Here is a 19,306-nt window from a genome sequence, read left to right on the forward strand (position 1 = left end):
CACTGTTCATAGTGCAGTGCCATTTTGTTCATCGGTACAGTTTCTGCACCAGTTATAGAGTTTGCCATCTGTGGACTTGTTTATCGTTCGCATCTGACCACATGGTTCAGGAAACGTGGCTGATGATTTCGGCACTATCCTGGATCGGGAACACGTTTTTACTCATCGGCGTCGCACACCCGGCGCCTTTCCCATAGAAAGTAAGAACACCCGGATTCTGCGCCACCAAAAATGATAAATTGTTGGGCGCGACCGGAACCAGCATGCGACCGCTTGTTGCAGGCACCACCGCGTAGACGACCGCCATCCACCTTAGCTAGAAAGAGAGTTCACAGCAATGTTCAACATCCTCATCGACACCAGCGTGTGGCTCGACCTTGCCGAGGACCCGAAGCAGACGCCGTTACTCAATTTGCTCGTAGAGCTGCTGTCGGGTGGGTTCATGAACATCCTTGTGCCTCGCATCGTGATCAACGAGTTTCAGAAGAACCGCAACCGGGTCGCGAAATCGAGCGCAAAGAGCCTTTCAACGCACTTCAACCTCGTCAAGGACGCCATACGCAAAGCTGATGGCGACAAGAGGCAGAAAGACAAGGTATTGGGCTACCTGTCCGAAGTGGATCACCGCATCCCAATCCTGGGTGGTGCAGCCGAGGGCACATTAGCTCGGATCGACAATATCCTCGCTGCCGCAACGGTCATCGAAGCGAGCGACGAGATCAAGGTTCGAGCCGCTGACCGTGCGCTGCATCGGAAGGCACCTTGCCACCATGAGAACAAAAACTCAATGGCTGATGCGGTGCTGATCGAGACCTACTTCGAGTGCGTCAGGACGATGGGGGGCGCGGGCCAAAGGTTTGCGTTTGTCACGCACAACAAGCACGACTTCAGCCTCATCAACGGCAACCAGAAGCTGCCGCACGCTGACTTTGCTAGTTCGTTCTCGAAGATCAAGTCGATGTATTTTATCAACCTTGCCGAGTGCCTACGACGTATCGACCCGATGCGTGTCACTTACGCAATGTGGGAACAGGAATGGGAGCAAGAGCCTAGGAGCCTCTCCGAGATGCTCAATGCAATGGATCGGTTGGCAACACAGGTTTGGTACAACCGACACAAGTACCTCGCTTGGCAGGTTGAAAAGGGCAAGCACAAGATCGTCAGCCGCGAGGAATGGGACAAGGGAAAGCTGAGCGGTCAAACCCACACCGTCGAGGATATTTGGGAGGGTGCGCTCAGGGGAGCCAAGAAGGCGGAGAGGACGCTTGGCAAAGGCAACTACGGCCCTTGGACTGATTTCGAGTGGGGAATGATCAACGGGAAGCTGTCTGCCCTCCGCTGGATGCTTGGTGAAGACTGGGACGAACTGTACACGTAGAGTGTGTCCACAGTACGATAGCGGCCATCACCAACTTGTGACCATTGGCCCGATAACGTCATATGGTCGCAGCGAATATGCCGACGAGTCGCCTCGAAACAATTGCGAAAATTTACGTATTTAGTCAATCATATGCCGTCGAAAAACTATTTTTTTACGGACTACAGTTAGGTATTGAGTTCTTATGTATCTCGTCGTAAAGTAGCAAGCGTGGGGTGACCCACGTCACACAGACTCTTGCTCTATCCAAGTAGCCCTACCGTTTCGGCGGGTGAATCGGACGTCAAAGACAAAGTGTTTTTATCTGGCCCAGCCAGGTACAAATCTTTTTCGGAAACGTCATGACTCAGCCCTCAAAACCGATTGCATCAACACCATCAAACCTGGCCTTATCGCCGGGTTTTTTGCGTTTACGACCCGCCCCCATCAGCTCGATGCCGGCGGTTTTTTTTCGAGAAAACAGAATGCCAATGCGGACCTATCTTGCGATTTCGAGCGAGACAGGTGTGGCCGCACGCACGACCAAACGCGTGATCGACCGGTATGCAGTCTGGCATCGCGGCTCCACGCAGATGGATGTGCGGCGTGGAGCGTAACTGCTGTCAAGGTGGAGCGGACGACACCTCAAAAAAATGTGCATGGGCCTGCATCGGCCCCCACCGCAAAAAGACTGGCCCTGTCTAACCTTACAGGCGAGCCAACGCAGCGTAGCTGAAGCGACTGCAAGGAAGGCACGGGTCCAAATGGTGAGACAAGCCCGTGTCGACTGAATTCAGCCTCCTAGAGGGCGTGGCAGCCAGAGGGTATTTCTGGATGTGGCGCAGTTGAGAGCCTGGACCTACATCAAAGGCCCACACCTCTCACCTTTGGAGAGCTGTGGGTGGCTGTTTTTTTCAGTACCGGAAAACGGTTCACCAAAAGCTATGCAGTAAAAGCAGCACGAAATTTTAAGGAGTGCATTATGAAAAATAACCTAAACCATGGCGAACTCAATAGCCGGCAGCTTCGATTCATCGACGAGTACCTGATTGATCTCAACGCGACGCAAGCCGCAATTCGGGCCGGATACTCCAAGAAAACAGCGGCAGAGCAAGGCTTTGCGTTGTTAAGAAAACCTCAGATACAGCAGGCGATCCAGGTCCGGCAGAAGGAACTGGCGAACAAAGCCGGCGTCACACGCGAACGCATCGTCAGTGAGTTGGCCAAGATAGCCTTTTGCGACATGCGTAAACTGTTCAATGGCGATGGCAGCATGAAGCTGGTGGCCGACCTTGACGACGACACTGCTGGTGCGTTGGCGAGCGTGGAGACGGCTGAAATCAAAGCCACAGGCGAACCTGGACAGCCGCAAAACTTCACCAAAAAAATTCGATTGTGGGACAAGCTGGGCGCACTGGAAAAACTGATCAAGCACCTGGGACTGGAAGATGTCGCCAAGCCTGAGCTGGAAGCAACGACCGAAGCTCTGGACGATAGCTTCGACAAACTGCGCGAAGCATTCAGGAAGCGGCTGGCACAAGTTGACTAAAGTGACGAAGGCCATGTTGACGCTGGTTGACGACGTGCGTCATGGGCAGGGTGCCGGCGATCCTCGGGGGCGCGTCAGGTCAGCTCCCGCCGCTGTTACCAAACCGTTAAGAACCGTTACCGTAAGCGAATCGGCAGCCAAGAATGACCCTGCCACGCCCCATCACGACGATCTTCACCTTGCCCACGTAAGCAGCCGCCGAAGCCATCAGGACGTGGCAAGACGCAGGCGACGGCGGATACAGCGCTGCTCGGTGCGGCATTCAGGCACCACCAACACGCCAGGACCGCGTACTTGTAGCACCTTTAATCCTCATTGCCGTTGCCTCGTCACAGATGATGGCTATGTACAGCGATGACGTTGGCGACCACTCAGCCAGATCGATGTCGACGAAGTATGGGGATATTTGCCGCAACGTTAGCAAACGGCTGCGGGTAAGAAACTAAAAACAGCGCCGGCACTTGGGGTCGGAATCACAGACAAAACTTGGAGTGTTGAAAATATTGCGGCGTTACTGGATTAAATGTCAAACTCGGCTCTCAGCAATGAAAGCCGAATTGACGCTCCACAAATTTATGATGGCGCCGAAGTAGAAAATCAAATTTCTTATTTCGATCCGCGCAGACTTTGCGCGTACGCATCGGTCGTTTTGACAGTTACGCTTACTCGTGGATCGCCGAAGACATGTGAAAGGTCAGATGGGCGATATGTTCCTGTCTGCGCAAAATGGCTCTGCATGTCTTTAACTGTCTCTTGAACGGTAGACCCACTCTTATCAGTTTTCTCATTAATCATTATATTCTCCATCGGTAATTGCAGCATCCCACGGTTTATGTCGAACCCAGCGGAATTTACGATCAGTTGTTATTACAGCTATTTCAATAGGGCCACCACAAACTTGCGCCATGCTAGAAAATTTCATTGCCTTAATCGTGCAGTGTATGCATGAGTACACATAATCGATAGCGTCTCGAATCGGTAATGTAGCATGTGAAAACTGCTGTTGCTGCACCACATCCTCTAAATCGGCTTGTGTTCCATTCCATTTTCCCGACGATAAGATTGCCTGTTTTAAATTGGCATCTGCGCCAAAAATAAGTCTACTTATGATGTTAGGGACGCCCCACCATTGCGACCCCTCCATCTTATTCAATGTCGGCACTGGCTTAGGCGCAAGAGGGTCAAAGGTTATGCTAGCAGCCTCCGGTGTTCGACTCGGCAAAAGATACCCAGCAATACAAAAACCGACTACTAAGCTTGTTCTTAAATTCGTGAACTCATCTTCTTCGAGTTTAGTCCGGGCCACTGGGTTTTGCGGATTCGCTGCTGGATCATATGGCCCTTTCGCACTCAAAGCAATCACTCTCTGAGTAAGATCAAATGCGCAATACTCCGCCCAAAACATATCCGTAAAGCGTTGAGCCACCTCGGCTACGGATATCGGCTTGTTGGCGGCCAAATCGTCGCCTAGCCGCGCTAAAATAGTCCGGTAGCTAACAGGCCCGAGTCCTCCAAGGCCCCAAGTTATCAATGCTAGGGTACTGCCCTCACCAATTTCAAAAACTTTCTGAGTGAAATCAAAGTAATGCATTCCTGTGCCGCATGGCACAGAAGATGTGCTATCTGCGCCGAGCACGATTCCCTCTGGTGAGAGGTAGCATACTGCAATTGTCAACTGAGTCCCCGGTAAGTAACTTGGCAATAAGCTAAGAGCGAAGTCTTATGAATCATGCTCCAGCTTCATGTTTTCTGCCACTAATTATTTAAGGAAATCAACTATTAAACCGTGATTACAACGAAATTTTACCAAAACTCGATTAAATTCAATCATGATCAAAGATCATCGCAGTTTCGGAGTTGGTCATGTAGTAACGGCGCATAGGCAGGCATCCTATGAGTGTAGCTAAATCGGATGGGAAAAAGCTGGCAGCACCGCACGGCCATGTCAGTTTGATAGTGGCCAGTTTAGGGTCGGCGTCCCAAGTAATTGTATAGGCTGTTTCGGCTGATCCCAAGGTCCCTGGCGATCTGCGCTTTCTGGTCGCCACGCTCTACGCGGGCTTTTAATTCAGCGGCTTCTTGCTCGCTTAGTTGCTGTCTGCGGCCTTTGTACACTCCCTTGGCCTTGGCGAGGGCGATGCCTTCACGCTGGCGTTCGTGAATCATCGAGCGCTCGAACTCGGCCACTGCGCCCAGCAGCGTGAGCAGCAGATTGTTCATCGGACTATCGTCACCGCTAAACCTCAGGCCCTCTTTGACGAAACGCACCGCGATACCGTCGGCGGTCAGGGTTTTGACGATGTGGCGCAGGTCATCTACGTTGCGCGCCAGCCTGTCCATGCTGTGGACTACCAGCGTGTCGCCCTCACGCAGGAAGTCGAGTGCCAGGGCCAGTTGTGGACGCTTGGTGTCCTTGCCACTGCATTTGTCGGTGAACACCTTGTCCAGGGCGATGCCGTCAAGCTGACGGGCGACGTTCTGGTCCAGACCCGAAACCCTGATATAGCCTACCTGTTTGCTTTTCATGACCGTCTCCCTAACTAAGTACAATGTGTACAGTTAGAGTCTAGACGTTGAAGGATGGATGTCAAGAAATAATAAAACAACCCTATTTGTACATCATCAGGGGCCATAAAGTGTCAACCTAATGTGTCATGCTGGCGTATACCCTACTTATACCTGTATGACGGCTATCTTGGCATTTGCCAAGATAGCCAGATATCCCCGCCGACGTCATCGAGGCATACGTCGCCGAAAGCAAGCATGAGCGGTAAGCTAGTATCGGCCAAGGCGATCCTGTCGCCGTTCACTCCGCAAGGTGGCGCGTGGCGCTATCCTTGCATGGGGTATGTCGGAAAATCAACTTGATGCGATACTGCGTCATACAGGAGGAAGTCTCGATGAACCAAGACCCCAGGTACCCGGACCTGATGCAGGAGATCAAAGAGCGGCTATATGCGATTGAAGACGTTTTAAGTGGGCGTACCGCACTTCAAGGACCGCTGGCACATGAGTTCTGTTTTCTTCAGCTTCGGGTCATCTGTGAATGCACCTCTTTTGCATGCGTTATCGCGCACGCATACATCAAGGAACTGCAGGCCCCAAAGTTTCAAAAGGAGTGGTCGGCGGATACCCTGATGAAGGCACTCGACGGGCTGCACCAAGACTTCTACCCAAAGCCACGGACGATGACCGTTACGGACGACAGAGTCCAATTGGATGAGATCGACGCCCCGTACCTGACAAAGGCCGACCTAAAGAAGTTGAACGGTATCTGTGGCGACAAACTCCACCGTGGGTCACCCGAGAAATACGCCTTCAACCCGACACCGGAGCGCCTAGCAGAAGATCGCCAAACGATCATTGAGTTTGGCAACAAGGTTTTCCGGCTGATGGAGTCGCACTTGATGACGCACCGGCACGACGCACGGTACATTCTGTGTCGCTTTCAAGAGCGCGGTGTGCCGGTAGAAGTGTGGTTCGCCGCCGCAGGCGATAATGTCGCAGCGGCCAATAGGTCATGACTCAGGTGACGAGGTATTTCGAGTCGCTACCACCCTTGGCATGACAACAAGTGACCGATTTCGGCGCACAAACTCGAAGTGCCGTTCTGGGGCGATCCCGATCTTTCATGTACGCTCAGATTCCGTGCGCATCTGACACGGCATTAGCCAGCAACTTAACATTCATGCTGCTTGCGCCCATCAGCTAATAAAACATGAACGCCAACATTGCAGCATCATCTTCAAGCATCGCCAGCAAGGTCAACAGGTGCTGATGGCCGAACACCGAATAGGCACACGCACTATGCTTCTCCTTCGTCATGAAGCTTTTTGGCGCGGCATATCGGACCCTTCAGTTGATAAGGTCCTGCCTTTCCGAGAAAAGCCCCTTTGATGTCCAGCCAAGCGGTGTCGTGTTCGCGACAAGGCGCGGCCCAGAGTTTGTCATGATCCAGCAGAATTCTTGGTCCGACAACACCCGTAGGCAACCTCTCTATTCCGCCACCGAGCTTTATACGCCGGGTGCAGAACCAAACCTTTGCCAGGTTCGGCGTGAGAGAGTCGATCAAAAAGTGTTTCGGAATCTGTGCCTCGCCCTCATCCTCGAAATTTTCATTCAGCTCCCGACCAAAGACAACATCCAGAAGTTTCGCATTGAGGCGAAGGCGCAGCGCTATGATGATCCGTTTCTCAAATTCCAAGCCAAATTTATAGTCCCCTCGAAAATGTGCGCGATACCCGGTTCTCGCATTGAAGAACCAATCGAATAGCCCGACGCCTACGCTGAATTGGACGACCGCCCGGCAGTCGTCTGGTTGAGACCCTGCGTGTTCGCGACCGAAACGCACGTCACTGCGACAGAGTGCGTCATCCAGCGCCCTCACGGTCGCCTTCAGCAACGCACGCGGCGGTCCTGCAATTTCTAGTGCTGATGCTCGATCAAGGTCGGAGCAAGCTATCTGGTTGAAGCACCAGCTCGACTTGTCAGGAAGGCGTGAGAGCGAATGATCCGACATTGTGTGCGCCTCCAGGTGTCCAAAAAATACTGGCAAACGCCGATTACTGTCGCGAGGCAAGCGCCTTCTCCGCCAAGAGTGCCGCCACTGTATGCTGCGAACGTGCGAATGCCTGCTTCTTGTAGCAACGCATAGCTATGCATTGCGATCCATTCCGGCCTTTCGCCCCGCTCAAAAGCGGCCGTTCAACTCAGAAGTAACCTGCCGGACGGCTTATTGCGCAAGTCCTGTTGACCGCCGGATTGGGCGTCATTTCAGGCAAGCTGCTGCACTGCCTGCCAAGTTGTAGTTACCACTGAATCCGTGAGTCCAAGTTTGGATAGCTCAACATAGATACCTCGAACGTACTCGCGGCAGCTTCCGCTCGAACCTGAAGCGAGCGCGATAAGATTAGCGAGTTCGGTGGTAGAGTCGACTTTGATTTTGTTAGGGCCTTCATAGAACGCTATGAAGGCTTTGGCGAATTTGCCGTCTCGAAGCGTGATTGACATTTGCTTGAGGTTGAAACCGTTGCCCTCACGTTGACGAAGGTAAGCAAGGACGCTGTCGGCTTTCTCGTCCGGGAACTCAAAGGCTATGCCACAGCAAACCGCCTGTTCTGCTTGCTCAATGTTGAGCGTGGGGCCGGGACTTGCCTTGCTTCCCCAGTTCTTGATCGATGCTTTGTTGAACGCACGGCGGTAACCAGGTAATTCACCGACAACGCGTTGCAGACAACAGTGGTTTTGTTCCCACCCATCCCACATAAGTGAGCCATAGCCGAATATCCACATAACACCTCCTGTAAGAACGCAATGATTTCCCAGCCATCGCAAGCGCTGCCAACGGTTGCCGAAGAGCGACATAGCTGCTGATTCAGCCACGGATAAGTTAATAATCCCAACTTTCATGCGCCAGCAATCCAGAATTTAGCTCATCCCGATGTAGCCGCCAACTCGGCATATTGGCATCCATCAAGCCCGTAAAACGATCATTGTGGTGTCGCTCCAGCAAGTGCGTCAGTTCATGAACGACGATGTACTCCAGGCACTGTACCGGCTTCTTGGCAAGTTCAAGGTTCAACCAGATGCGTTGGGCATTCGTGTTGCAACTACCCCACTTGGTCTTCATCTTCTTGATGCCCCAGGCCGCCGCCTGCACACCAATAATCGGTTGCCATTTCTCCAGCAGCGGTGGAATTATGTTTTTTAACTGCTCGCGATACCAACGCAACAAAACCTCTTCGCGTTGCTCCGCGCTGGCGTCGAGGCGCACTTGGAGGTCGATAATCGCTTTGTTACGCATGACGACCTTGCCTGCGCCTTGGTGATCAGTGATGCGAAGGCGATAGCGTTGCCCGAGAAAATAGTGGCTCTCGCCGCTGACCATTTCGCGTTGGGACTGACGCGGCTGGGCATCAAACTTTGCCCGTTGACGTTTGATCCACCCCAGCTTGCCGATCACCGCCAGCCGTACCGCATCGTTGCTAACTGCCAATGGTGCAGCCACTCGGACCCGCCCTTGGGGTGGATAGACACCCAAGTGCAGGTTCTTGATGTCCTTGCGCACCACCTCCACGGCCAAGCCGTTGATCGTGATCTGGTGCTTTTCTGTTCCTTTAATAATCATGCTGATTTTTCACCAACTCCAGAATGTCATTGGTAAGTTGTTCGTCGTCTTTTAGCACCGCCCTAATTGCAAATTTAACCGTTTTGATCTTGTTCGCGTTGCTGCGCCAATCATCCTGCGCTTTCAGCCGCACCGCATGGTCAACCGCCAGCGCCAGCGCTTCATCCTTGCCGAGGTTGTCATACAGCGCCCGCTTGGCAGCGTTATCCAAGGTCGCGGGGTAAGTCGCGCCCGTCGCCGGATTTTTCACCTGCTTGGCCAATGCCACAATCTCCGCCAGATACTGCTCGTAATCGAGCGCGTTCTGCTTGCGCTTCTCGATCAACGCATCCAGCAGTTCCGACATTTTCTCGTAGTACATCGGATTGATCGGCTGCTCGTCGATGATCAACTTGCGCACGTTGTTCTCGATGGTTTCCGCTACCGCCTCTTTGTTCTCGCGAATGCCCTTGGGCAGCGCACCTACCGCATCGGCGCCGCGCTCAACGATGAGCTGGATCAGCGACATATCATCAAAGGCCGAAATCTTCTCACTCTCCTCGGCCCGAATGTAGGTGTCGATCAGGTGACGCATGGCCGGCTCATACATCTTCAGGTCGATGTAGTCGCCGCTGGCCAGTTTCACCTCATTGCGGGCCTTCTCGAAATGATCGGCTTCCGCCTTGATGGCGTCGATCTCCGCTAACGTATAGCCTGCCTGTTCCATTTCATTGGCCAGATTGGCAAAGGCACGGATGAATCCGGCGGTGAACTTGTACAAGGCCAGTCGCTTCGGCTCGTTTTCCTTGAGCTGTGCCGCGTTGCCCGAGTCAATGGCGCAAAAGTAACGCAGATAGGCCGCCGTATCCTGAGGCGCATCGACCGGCTCGCACAGCGCCTTGATCGCTTCCCGTGCTTCCTCCAGATGCTCGCGTGCCTTGCCCAGCCGGTCTTGTAGCAGGCCCGCCACGTCGCTCTTGTCATAGCCATCGAGTGCGCCAGCGGTGTAATCGTGGATCGACGTCGCCAGGCTCTTGAACAAGTCCTTGTAGTCGATGATGTAGCCGTATTCCTTGTCCTCTCCATCTAGCCGGTTGACCCGGCAGATGGCCTGGAACAAACCGTGATCGCGCATCTGCTTGTCGATGTAGAGATAGGTGGCCGAGGGCGCATCGAAGCCGGTCAGCAGCTTGTCCACCACGATCAGCAGCTTCATCTGTCCCGGTTCGTCGATGAATTTTTTCTTGACCGCTTTCTCGAACGCTTCCGGCTCCTGGCCACCCAGCATCTTGTTGTAAATGCCGTATTGCCGCAGTTTCTCGGTCAGCCCCTCGCCGGATTCCTCGCCCTTGATGTCGGCTGCTGATGGCCTGTAGCTGGTCACGATGGCGCATTTGCCCGCCAGATCAGTCTTGTCGAACAGTTCATAGAATTTGCATGCCTGGTAAATGCTGCCCGACACCAGCATCGCATTGCCGTAGCCGCTCTTGAGCCTGTCGCGAGTTTCCATGTCCATCAGGATATCGGCCACGATCTTCTCCAGGCGCGACTGGGAGGACAGCACCCGCTGCATGGTTCCCCATTTCTGCTTGAGCTGCGCACGCGCCAGATCGGTCAGGCCCTTGGTCTTGGCCTCGAACCACTGGTCGATTTTCTTTTGCGAGGTAATATTCTGGTCAATATCACGTGCCTCATAGCGCAAATCCAGCACCACGCCATCGCGCACCGCCTCATCGAACTTGTAAGTGTGGATGTAGTCGCCAAATATTTCGATACTTTTCTGCTTATCAACCTTGAGCAGTGGCGTGCCGGTGAATCCGATGAACAGCGCACTGGGCAGGATCGCCATCATCGCCTTGTGTAACTCGCCGGACTGGGTGCGATGGCACTCATCCACAAACACGGTCAGGTCGCCCTTGGCCAGAAAGCCGGTCGGCAGTGCCTTTTTCATGTCAGCGATGTACTTGGCAATATCGGCAGCGCTGCCGCCCGCGTCTTCGTCTTCCTTGCCGCCGAATTTGTGGATCAGCGAACACATTAGCCAGGGCTTGCTGGTATTCAGCGTGGCGATCAGGTCGGCGCCGCTGCTGGTGCGGTAAATATCTTCGTTAACGCCCTTGAATACTTTTTCGATCTGCTCATCGAGTTCGGTGCGGTCGGTGATGATCAGCACTCGGGCATCCGGTCGGTTCTCGCGTAGCCACTTGGCCAGCCACACCATCGTCAGGCTTTTGCCCGATCCCTGCGTATGCCAGATGATGCCGCCCTCGCGCCGCTGCACATGCTGCTGTGCGGCGCGCACGCCGAAATACTGGTTCTGGCGGCACAGCTTCTTGGTACCGGCGTCGAATACGATGAAATCGTGGATCAGCTCCAGCAAACGCGGCTTGCAGCACACCTGCGTCAGGTGTCGGTCAAGCAGGTTCTCGATGGGACTTTCTTCCTTCCATGTCAGGTAATACTTCTCTGGCGTCTGGATACTGCCGTAACGCATGCCCTCGGTATCATTGCCGGCCATTACCAACTGCATCGTGGAGAAAAAGTGCTGAATGAAGACGGGCTTCTGGTTATCCAGATTCTGGCGTATCCCCTCGGCCACCGACACGGTTGAGCGCTTGAGTTCCAGGACGGCCAGCGCGATGCCGTTCACATACAGCACCACGTCCGGGCGCTTGTCATATCCCTTGATATTGGCCGAGGCGTCCGCTGCCTTGATGGCAACTTCTTCCGCGATGCCAAAATGATTATTGAGTGGATGTTTCCAGTCGATCAGCCAGACGGTCTGAGTGTTTTCACCTACTTCTGGTTTCACCTTTACGCCATAGCGTAGCAGCTCATAGACTGCCTTGTTGCGGTCGTAGATGGTTTTGCTGGTATCACCGGCAGCCTTGTCGAGAATATGCCGTGCCCGGCTGATTAGCGCAGCATCAACGCCTTGCTTTTCCAAAAAGGTATCCAGCAAGTCCGTGTCGATATTGCGGTTGTCGACGCGGTCGATCCAGCTGCCTAGATAGTCGTAGCCCAGCGTGTCGCGGAACAGTTTGATCACCCGTTCCTGGGTTTTTTTCTCAATTTGGCCGACCATACTCATATCAAACGAATCCTTCCAGTTAGGAGATTCTGCATCATGCCCTGCTTGAGGGCGCGGGTCTTATCGTGGCGGTTTTCGAGAGCGGCAAGTTCAGCGTCCATGTCGGAGATCACCGTGGCGATGGCAATTTGTTCAGGCAGCGGTGGAAGAGTTAATTCAATCGCAGAAAGTACACCCTTGCTAAGCGAAGGTAATGCCGTTGTACTCACTAAATTCCCCAGGTTCGTGTTAAGTAGCACGTAATGAATGAAGCGACTATAGGCACGACCGGCATCCAATACGAACGCCGCCATGTTGTTATCCAAGCAGCTTGCTTTAATAAGAATTTTCTTTCGTTCCAAAAATACAGCGGCACCGACTTTGGCAAATACGATACTTTCAGCGGGAAAGGCTGTTGCACCAAGCTGCTTTCGCAATGCTTCGCTGATGTAATTATTTGCAGTGTCCATGAAAATTTCGTTACCCACATGGTTCATGTCAGAAACCTTGAAGAGTGGATATGTCCCTACCGTCGCCCCTTGGACCTTGGTTGGGAACCCGCTGCCACCGCGGAACTGGCCGATGTCGCCGGCTTTAACCCGCTTCCACTCCCCGCTAAACCCCGGCAGACGGGTCTGGCCGGTGAGAAGTTGTTGCATGGCGGCTTGTTTGAGGTCGCGCTTCTTGGCGATGAGTTGGTCCAGCCCGCTGATCAGGGCATCCACATCGGACAAGGCGGCTGCGATTGCCTGTTGCTCGGGGAGAGAAGGAAGCGGGACCTGATATGCTTTCAACCAAGGGTATTCAATACTCTCTACAGTCGTACCTGACTTCAAACAAGTTGCCAATATTCGCTGCCCACTACCGACAAGAACGTGAAGCAAGTAATCCGAGTCAACCTTTACGCCAGGAATCACTGCCTTGATATCCTGATTGATGGCAATCGGCTTGGTGTTCTTTGATACAGGCAGATACCTTCTTAGGATTCCGCTCCGGGTTACGATCAAGACACTGTTTGGAGGTAGAAGTGTAGTACTTGATTGTTTCACAGCAGCTTCAGTGATTTTCATTGGAGTATCTGAAATCAACACGGACTTGATATCACCAGATGATGCCCATGGCACGTTTCCGTTAGACCAGAACATCGGATTTTGCATAGAAGGGGTAGCACCTCCTTTCCAAGTACCAAGTTCATCTAGTCGCTTAGCATCCCAATCCACCGGAATCATCCCCGCTCCGGTATGCTTGTATCCCGCCTTCATCTCCATGCCGCACCCATCTTCTTCAGATGCGCATTCACACGGGCCGTCAAGACTTGTACTTCGTCGACGAGTTGAGGTAATGGCGTTGCGTAGCGGTCCGCTAATTCTTTGACCCGTCCAGTGAGCGCCTGCGAGACGCGATCCAGTTCGGTCTGTACGTCAAAGGCGAGTGTGGCCAGCCATTTGTCCTCCACCACTAACGTCTTGATATCGGTCTCGGACAGCTTGGCGTACTGCGCGAATACCTTGGCGTCCAGCGCCTTCTGCGCGTCTTTGAGTTTTCTATTGCCGATGGCTTCCTGTTCGATCAGCTCAAGATAGTCGTTCAGCAGCTTGCGTTCGTCAACAGCGTCACGGTCGTTCTTAATCTCGCCCAGTCGTACCTTGGCGCTGGCCTTGGTTAACCTGCCCTTGTCGTTCCTGGCCTCTGCCAATAGACCGTCTTCGCCACTGTGTTCCTCGTCCAGTTCTTCCATTTGACGGCTGACGGCGTCGCGCTCGGCCTCATACTGATCAATGGCCTTTGCCTCGGTTGAAAAATAGCGGCGAATGATAAATCGCTGCGGGATGAGATCGGTGTTGGGTTTTCCATCCACGACTGCATTCCAGCCATCGTGTGCCACCATATAGATATCGTCCTGCATCGATTCTGCCCAATAACTCATGATGTGCTGATACACATCGTAGGCGTCCAGCAGCTTTGCTTGCTTGAAGGTGTCGAGCAGGCTTTCAGACAGCGTCTCGATCAGCGCCTTTGGGTGGCCACCGAGGGTGATGCCCATCAGTTCCGGCGTGTTAGCCGCCTTCCACTGCGCAAAAAGGACGCTGATCGACTGGTTGAATCTGGAGAATTCGGCATGGCCGAAGATGGACATCTTGATGTCGCTGGCCGCTACCTTACGCTGGCTATAACCTGGTCGATCTGCCGGAGAAAACAACGTTGCGCGCACGCCAGGGAACACTTCCCAGTAGCGGGACAGGTCGTCAATGTCGCGGTTCGGTATGCCGCCTTGCAGATGGGCCGCGATGTCTTGCAGGTCTTCGGAGTCAGTGCTGTCGATGTAACGCGGGATGTTGAGGTTGTAGTCGTTGGTCTCGATCTCTGCCACAGGCACCAGGCGCGCATACTTGGGCGTTGCCACCTGCTTGTTGAAGGTATCCACGATCTTATGTATGTCCTGCGCGCGCAGGCGGTTCTTGTTGCCGTCCTTGATGTAGCCTTTGCTGGCGTCAATCATAAAGATGCCCTTGCGAGCGGCGGCGTTTTCCTTGTCCAGCACGATGATGCAGGCGGGGATGCTGGTGCCATAGAACAGGTTGGCCGGCAAGCCGATGATTCCTTTGATGTAACCGCGCTGGATAATGCGCTTGCGAATGCCACCTTCGGCACCGCCCCGGAACAGCACGCCGTGCGGCAGGATCACTGCGCCCTTGCCGGTTGTTTTTAGCGAGGCCAAGATGTGTAGCAGAAACGCATAATCGCCGTTCTTGTCGGGCGGAATACCATGTGCAAAGCGGTGGAATTCGTCTTCTGACGGATTGAACCCATTGCTCCAGGCTTTGGTGGAGAACGGGGGATTGGCGACCACGAAGTCGAACGTCTTGAGACTACCGTCGGCCTGTTTAAAATGCGGATTGGACAGCGTATTGTCTTTCCAGATTTCCGCCGTAGGGCAATCGTGCAGGATCATGTTCATTTTCGCCAGCGCAGCGGTTGCGTTGTCCATTTCCTGTCCATAGATGGTGATGTCCAGCCCAGTGGTACTGCGAGCTTCATCATGGGCTTTTAGCAGCAGCGATGCCGAGCCGCACGTAGGGTCATGCAGGGTTTGGTTGGCACTGGTAGCACTGCCGATACCGATTACCTTGGCCATAACGCGCGAGACTTCCGCCGGGGTGTAGAACTGCCCTTTGCTCTTACCCGATTCAGTGGCGAAGTGGCGCATCAGGTATTCATAGGCGTCGCCGAGAATATCGTCGCCCTCGGCGCGATTACCCTTGAAATCCAGTCCGGGTGTATTGAAGATGGACACCAGATTGGACAGGCGGTCAACCATCTCTTTGCCCTTGCCCAGTTTCTCGGCATCGTTGAAGTCGGCAACGTCGATCACGCCCTTTAGATCGTTGGCCTCGGCCAGCTTACCGATGATCTTGTTGATCTTGTCGCCGATTTCCTTGTCACCCTTGAGCGCGACCATATCGGCGAAGCTGCCACCGGTGGGTACATCGATCAGTGCATCCTTTTGACCGGCGTATTTGTCGGAAATGTATTTGACGAACAGCAGGACCAGAACGTAATCCTTATACTGGGAAGCATCCATGCCGCCGCGCAGTTCGTCGCAGCTTTTCCAGAGGGAGTTATAGAGTTCGGATTTCTTAATTGCCATGAATGAGGTTACTTTATTGTGAATACGTACTAGGGGTGCGCGGGCCAATGCATGGGCTAGTGCGTCGAGCAGATGTGTGACCGTGTTCGTGCGACAGTCGTCGCCATGAATTTACCAGAACGCTGGCCACCACTGTCCGCGTATCGGCGCACCGCTTATGTGCTGTCGGTTGAATGGTTTGCTTGAGGTCTTCGATCATGCAGGAGGTGATTACAGTCGGGATTTGATGAGATGTCATCTTATCTTATGCGTCGCACTGCCGAGATGGAATGTTGTAGTGCGGCCTGGACAAGGGCGGCGATGGGTGGATGTGCAAGTGCGCTCGCACGCAGTCAGGAAGGAGTGCCGGAAATCGACGGCCCGCTTGCCAAAAAAGTCCACAGGAAGGCCACAAACGAAAAAACCGACTGATTAGAGTCGGCCTTTTTTATCGTAAGTGATTGATTAATATCACTAAATTCTGGTGGTGATAGGTGGACTTGAACCACCGACCCCAGCATTATGAGTGCTGTGCTCTAACCAACTGAGCTATATCACCAATGAAGCCCTAAATTATGACGCATTCCGCCAAATCCTGTCAAGAAAAACAGCTTCCGGATGCTTTTCAAGGGCAATTTCGTGGTGTTATCGCTGTTTGAGGGCTGTAATCACTGCCTCCAGCACCGTATCGGCAACATGATCGCCAATACAGTCAATCACAAGCCGCTCCGGCATGGAGCGCAACCAGGTAAGCTGGCGTTTGGCTAGCTGGCGGGTGGCGGCGATGCCTTTTTCCCGTAGTTCCTGGTAGCCGTACTGGCCGTCCAGATATTCCCAGGTTTGGCGATAGCCGACGCAGCGCATCGACGGCAGGCCGAGGTGCAGGTCGCCGCGGGCGCGTAGTGTTTCGACTTCCGCTATAAGGCCGCCGCTTTGTATATCCAGCATCAGATCGAAGCGCCGGGCGATCCGCTCATGCAGCACGCTGCGGTCTGACGGCTCCAGGGCTATCGGCAATATGTCGAACGGCAGTTCCGGCGCTGGCCGGTCGGTCAGCAGCGAGGACATGGTCTGGCCGCTCAGTTCGATGATTTCGAGGGCGCGCTGGATGCGCTGGCTATCGTTGGGTTTGAGGCGGGCGGCGGTGACCGGGTCGAGCTGCGCCAGCTTGGCGTGCATGCCGGGCACGCCGATCAGGGCGGCTTCGGCATCCAGCCGGGCGCGCAGTTGCGGATCGGCTTGCGGCAGGGCGTCGAGGCCGTCGCGCAGGGCTTTGAAATACAGCATGGTGCCGCCGACCATCAATACCAGCTTGCCGCGCGCATGGATTTCATTGAACAGGCGCAGCGCATCGTCGCGGAATTGCATGGCCGAGTAGGATTGCGTCGGCTCCATGATGTCGATCAGGTGGTGCGGCGCCGTGGCAAGTTCGTCGCGGCTGGGCTTGGCGGTGCCGATATCCATGCCGCGATATACCAGGGCCGAATCGACCGAGATGATTTCGGACGGGATGTGTTTCGCGATTTCCAGTGCGGCGGCGGTTTTGCCGGATGCGGTGGGGCCCATGATGGCGACTACCAGCGGCTTGGCTGTGGCCGAGGTTGGTGTTGCAGGCTGTGATGACATACCGCTTATTGACCGCGCAAGAATAATTTGTCCAGGTCCGACAGCGCCAGCTGGCTCCAGGTGGGGCGGCCGTGATTGCATTGGTCGGCGCGTTCGGTGGCTTCCATTTGCCGCAGCAGGGCGTTCATTTCCGGCGCCGTCAGGCTGCGGTTGGCGCGCACCGCGGTATGGCAGGCCAGGGTGCCGAGCAGTTCATTGCGACGTTCGACCAGGACGCGCGAGCCGCCGAATTCACGCACATCGCGCAACACGTCGCGTGCCAGCGTCTGGGCGTCGGCGTTCTTCAACAATGCCGGGACCGAGCGCACTGCCAGCGTGGCGGGCGAGATGGCGGCGATATCGAAACCCAGCGCATGCAGGGTTTCCTGGTTTTCTTCGGCGGTGCCGACTTCAACCGCATCGGCAAAGAAGGTCACCGGGATCAGCAGCGGCTGCACCTGCATCGCATCGTCATCCAGGGCGCCTTTCAATTGTTCGTACAGAATGCGCTCGTGTGCCGCGTGCATGTCGACCAGCACCAGGCCTTTGGTGTTTTGCGCAAGGATGTAAATACCGTGCAGCTGGGCCAGCGCAAAGCCTAGCGGGAAATCGTCGCTGGGCAGCGTTTGGCTGGCAGGCTGCAGTGCGGCCGGATAGTTTGCGGCGACGCTGCCGGCAGCGCGGTCACTATCCGTAAACAATGCGCCGTAATTAGCCATGGTTTGCGCCACGCCGTTGATGGCGGGCGCAAATTGCGGGCCGAATGAGGTTTGCTGCTGGGGCATTTGTGCAGCGGGCTGCAGAATCGCCTGCAGATGCTCTTGCGAACCGCGAATCCACGGCATCGCGCCGCTGGGCGAGGGCAATGGCGCCGGCGTTGCGCCAAACGAGGTGGCGGAAGTTTGCGCCAGCGCGCGGCTGACCGCATGGAACACGAACTGGTGAACCGCGCGGCTGTCGCGGAAGCGTACTTCGATTTTCGACGGGTGCACGTTGACGTCTACCAGTGCCGGGTCGAGGTCCAGTCCCAAGACGTACGAGGGATAGCGGTCGCCGTGCAGCACGTCTTGATAGGCGGCGCGCACCGCGTGCACCAGCAATTTGTCACGCACGAAGCGGCCGTTGACGTAGAAGTACTGGGCGTCGGCGCGCGCCTTGGAGGCGGTCGGCAAACCGACGAAGCCATGCAGGCGCAGCGGTCCGGCGCCTTCATCCAGCGCCAGGCGGGCATTGGCGAATTCGTTGCCGAGGATGCTGGCGCTGCGCTTGGCGATTTCGGTGATGTTCCAGTGGTCGACAGTCTTGCCGTTGTGCGTCAGCGAAAAAGACACATCCGGCCGCGCCAGCGCGATGCGCCGTACCACTTCAGCGGAGTGGCCGAATTCGGTCTGGTCCGATTTCAGGAATTTACGCCTGGCTGGCGTATTGAAATACAGGTCCTGGACGTCGACCGTGGTGCCCTGCGCGCCGGATGACGGCGTCACGGCCAGCGTGCTGCCGTCGATTTCCGAGGCGTGGCTGGCGTCGGCGGTGCGCGAGGTCAGGGTCAGCAGCGATACCGAAGCAATGGATGCCAGCGCTTCGCCGCGGAATCCTAGCGTGGCGACATTTTCCAGATCGTGCAGCGAACTGATTTTTGATGTCGCATGACGCGCCAGCGCCAATGGCAGTTGTTCCGGCGCGATACCGCGGCCGTTGTCGGTAATGGCGATGCGTTTGACGCCGCCTTGTTCCAGCCGCACCGTGATTTGGGTGGCGCCTGCGTCCAGCGCATTTTCCAGGAGTTCCTTGACCACGGCGGAGGGTCGTTCGACCACTTCACCTGCCGCAATTTGCGAAATCAGGTTGTCTGGGAGTTGCTGGATAGCGCGGATGGGAGAGAGCGGTGCATTCATGTGGCGATTATACCGAAGCGCGCCGCCGCCGCAGCGAGTTGCCTCCCGGAAGCCTTGTCATTGTCAGCACAAACAATTGCCGGACCTAATTGTTTG

The 19,306-nt window shown here is 54.9% G+C and carries 16 protein-coding genes and 1 tRNA gene; 4 read left to right on the forward strand and 13 right to left on the reverse strand.

All coding sequences use genetic code 11. The annotated features are described in order from the left end of the window. Positions 1–106: 106 nt before the first annotated feature. On the reverse strand, positions 107–307 hold the full coding sequence (locus BLV81_RS06740) for a hypothetical protein (protein WP_092353688.1): 201 nt from the start codon (positions 305–307) through the stop codon (positions 107–109). Between the two features lie 30 nt (positions 308–337). Here BLV81_RS06740 and BLV81_RS06745 point away from each other — a divergent pair, with 30 nt between their 5' ends. From BLV81_RS06745 to BLV81_RS06750, 3 genes are all read left to right on the forward strand, one after another. Then, complete coding sequence (locus BLV81_RS06745) at positions 338–1,378, forward strand: PIN domain-containing protein (RefSeq protein WP_092353690.1); 1,041 nt, start codon at positions 338–340, stop codon at positions 1,376–1,378. Between the two features lie 341 nt (positions 1,379–1,719). Continuing rightward, positions 1,720–1,974, forward strand: a complete 255-nt coding sequence (locus BLV81_RS23555) for a hypothetical protein (RefSeq protein ID WP_143036300.1) — start codon at positions 1,720–1,722, stop codon at positions 1,972–1,974. 284 nt (positions 1,975–2,258) lie between these two features. Further along, positions 2,259–2,906 (forward strand): terminase small subunit, encoded by a 648-nt coding sequence (locus tag BLV81_RS06750; protein WP_143036301.1) that lies wholly within the window; start codon positions 2,259–2,261, stop codon positions 2,904–2,906. A 106-nt stretch (positions 2,907–3,012) separates the two neighbouring features. On the opposite strand, the gene BLV81_RS23915 is transcribed toward BLV81_RS06750, so the two are convergent. From BLV81_RS23915 to BLV81_RS06760, 3 genes are all read right to left on the reverse strand, one after another. After that, positions 3,013–3,168 carry a hypothetical protein gene (locus BLV81_RS23915; RefSeq protein ID WP_176992777.1) on the reverse strand — a complete coding sequence of 52 codons (156 nt, stop codon included), beginning with the start codon at positions 3,166–3,168 and terminating at the stop codon, positions 3,013–3,015. Between the two features lie 525 nt (positions 3,169–3,693). Next, entirely contained in the window at positions 3,694–4,581 is an 888-nt protein-coding gene (locus tag BLV81_RS06755; protein WP_176992778.1) for a hypothetical protein, read from the reverse strand. A 290-nt stretch (positions 4,582–4,871) separates the two neighbouring features. Continuing rightward, the gene (locus tag BLV81_RS06760; protein WP_092353695.1) at positions 4,872–5,432 is read right to left on the reverse strand and encodes a recombinase family protein; all 561 of its coding nucleotides are present in this window, start codon (positions 5,430–5,432) and stop codon (positions 4,872–4,874) included. Between the two features lie 374 nt (positions 5,433–5,806). On the opposite strand from BLV81_RS06760, the gene BLV81_RS06765 reads away from it, so the two are divergent. Then, positions 5,807–6,430: a hypothetical protein gene (locus BLV81_RS06765; RefSeq protein ID WP_143036302.1), complete on the forward strand. Its 624-nt coding sequence runs from the start codon at positions 5,807–5,809 to the stop codon at positions 6,428–6,430. A gap of 281 nt (positions 6,431–6,711) precedes the next feature. Here the strand turns inward: BLV81_RS06765 and BLV81_RS06770 are convergent, their stop codons facing one another. The 9 genes from BLV81_RS06770 to mutL form a co-directional block, all read right to left on the reverse strand. Next, positions 6,712–7,425: a hypothetical protein gene (locus BLV81_RS06770; protein WP_092353699.1), complete on the reverse strand. Its 714-nt coding sequence runs from the start codon at positions 7,423–7,425 to the stop codon at positions 6,712–6,714. Between the two features lie 254 nt (positions 7,426–7,679). Continuing rightward, the gene (locus BLV81_RS06775) at positions 7,680–8,315 is read right to left on the reverse strand and encodes a gamma-glutamylcyclotransferase (protein ID WP_092353701.1); all 636 of its coding nucleotides are present in this window, start codon (positions 8,313–8,315) and stop codon (positions 7,680–7,682) included. Further along, the gene (locus tag BLV81_RS06780) at positions 8,296–9,033 is read right to left on the reverse strand and encodes a M48 family metallopeptidase (protein ID WP_092353703.1); all 738 of its coding nucleotides are present in this window, start codon (positions 9,031–9,033) and stop codon (positions 8,296–8,298) included. Before BLV81_RS06780 ends, BLV81_RS06775 begins: the two co-directional genes overlap by 20 nt. Then, on the reverse strand, positions 9,023–12,103 hold the full coding sequence (locus BLV81_RS06785) for a type I restriction endonuclease subunit R (protein ID WP_092353705.1): 3,081 nt from the start codon (positions 12,101–12,103) through the stop codon (positions 9,023–9,025). The genes BLV81_RS06780 and BLV81_RS06785 overlap by 11 nt, the downstream gene beginning before the upstream one ends. Then, a complete protein-coding gene (locus tag BLV81_RS06790; protein ID WP_092353707.1) occupies positions 12,100–13,350 on the reverse strand; it encodes a restriction endonuclease subunit S in 1,251 nt (416 codons plus the stop codon). The genes BLV81_RS06785 and BLV81_RS06790 overlap by 4 nt, the downstream gene beginning before the upstream one ends. Beyond that, complete coding sequence (locus BLV81_RS06795) at positions 13,341–15,731, reverse strand: type I restriction-modification system subunit M (protein WP_092353709.1); 2,391 nt, start codon at positions 15,729–15,731, stop codon at positions 13,341–13,343. The genes BLV81_RS06790 and BLV81_RS06795 overlap by 10 nt, the downstream gene beginning before the upstream one ends. Before the next feature lie 461 nt (positions 15,732–16,192). Then, a tRNA-Met gene (locus tag BLV81_RS06800) sits at positions 16,193–16,269 on the reverse strand. Between the two features lie 86 nt (positions 16,270–16,355). After that, entirely contained in the window at positions 16,356–17,336 is a 981-nt protein-coding gene (gene miaA / locus BLV81_RS06805; protein ID WP_092353711.1) for a tRNA (adenosine(37)-N6)-dimethylallyltransferase MiaA, read from the reverse strand. A gap of 5 nt (positions 17,337–17,341) precedes the next feature. Beyond that, positions 17,342–19,210, reverse strand: coding sequence for a DNA mismatch repair endonuclease MutL (gene mutL / locus BLV81_RS06810; protein WP_092353713.1), 1,869 nt, complete (start codon positions 19,208–19,210; stop codon positions 17,342–17,344). Positions 19,211–19,306: the final 96 nt, after the last annotated feature.

Source organism: Collimonas sp. OK242, from assembly GCF_900107095.1.
Lineage (GTDB): Bacteria > Pseudomonadota > Gammaproteobacteria > Burkholderiales > Burkholderiaceae_D > Collimonas.

Excerpts from the sequence above, each read along its gene's own strand:
- BLV81_RS06760 (WP_092353695.1), bottom strand. The coding sequence starts at position 5,432 with ATGAAAAGCAAACAGGTAGGCTATATCAGGGTTTCGGGTCTGGACCAG.
- BLV81_RS06795 (WP_092353709.1), bottom strand. The coding sequence starts at position 15,731 with ATGGCAATTAAGAAATCCGAACTCTATAACTCCCTCTGGAAAAGCTGC.
- BLV81_RS23915 (WP_176992777.1), bottom strand. The coding sequence starts at position 3,168 with ATGCCGCACCGAGCAGCGCTGTATCCGCCGTCGCCTGCGTCTTGCCAC.
- BLV81_RS06765 (WP_143036302.1), top strand. The coding sequence starts at position 5,807 with ATGAACCAAGACCCCAGGTACCCGGACCTGATGCAGGAGATCAAAGAG.
- miaA (WP_092353711.1), bottom strand. The coding sequence starts at position 17,336 with ATGTCATCACAGCCTGCAACACCAACCTCGGCCACAGCCAAGCCGCTG.
- BLV81_RS06740 (WP_092353688.1), bottom strand. The coding sequence starts at position 307 with ATGGCGGTCGTCTACGCGGTGGTGCCTGCAACAAGCGGTCGCATGCTG.
- BLV81_RS06785 (WP_092353705.1), bottom strand. The coding sequence starts at position 12,103 with ATGAGTATGGTCGGCCAAATTGAGAAAAAAACCCAGGAACGGGTGATC.
- BLV81_RS23555 (WP_143036300.1), top strand. The coding sequence starts at position 1,720 with ATGACTCAGCCCTCAAAACCGATTGCATCAACACCATCAAACCTGGCC.
- BLV81_RS06745 (WP_092353690.1), top strand. The coding sequence starts at position 338 with ATGTTCAACATCCTCATCGACACCAGCGTGTGGCTCGACCTTGCCGAG.
- BLV81_RS06770 (WP_092353699.1), bottom strand. The coding sequence starts at position 7,425 with ATGTCGGATCATTCGCTCTCACGCCTTCCTGACAAGTCGAGCTGGTGC.
- BLV81_RS06780 (WP_092353703.1), bottom strand. The coding sequence starts at position 9,033 with ATGATTATTAAAGGAACAGAAAAGCACCAGATCACGATCAACGGCTTG.
- BLV81_RS06790 (WP_092353707.1), bottom strand. The coding sequence starts at position 13,350 with ATGGAGATGAAGGCGGGATACAAGCATACCGGAGCGGGGATGATTCCG.
- mutL (WP_092353713.1), bottom strand. The coding sequence starts at position 19,210 with ATGAATGCACCGCTCTCTCCCATCCGCGCTATCCAGCAACTCCCAGAC.
- BLV81_RS06775 (WP_092353701.1), bottom strand. The coding sequence starts at position 8,315 with ATGAAAGTTGGGATTATTAACTTATCCGTGGCTGAATCAGCAGCTATG.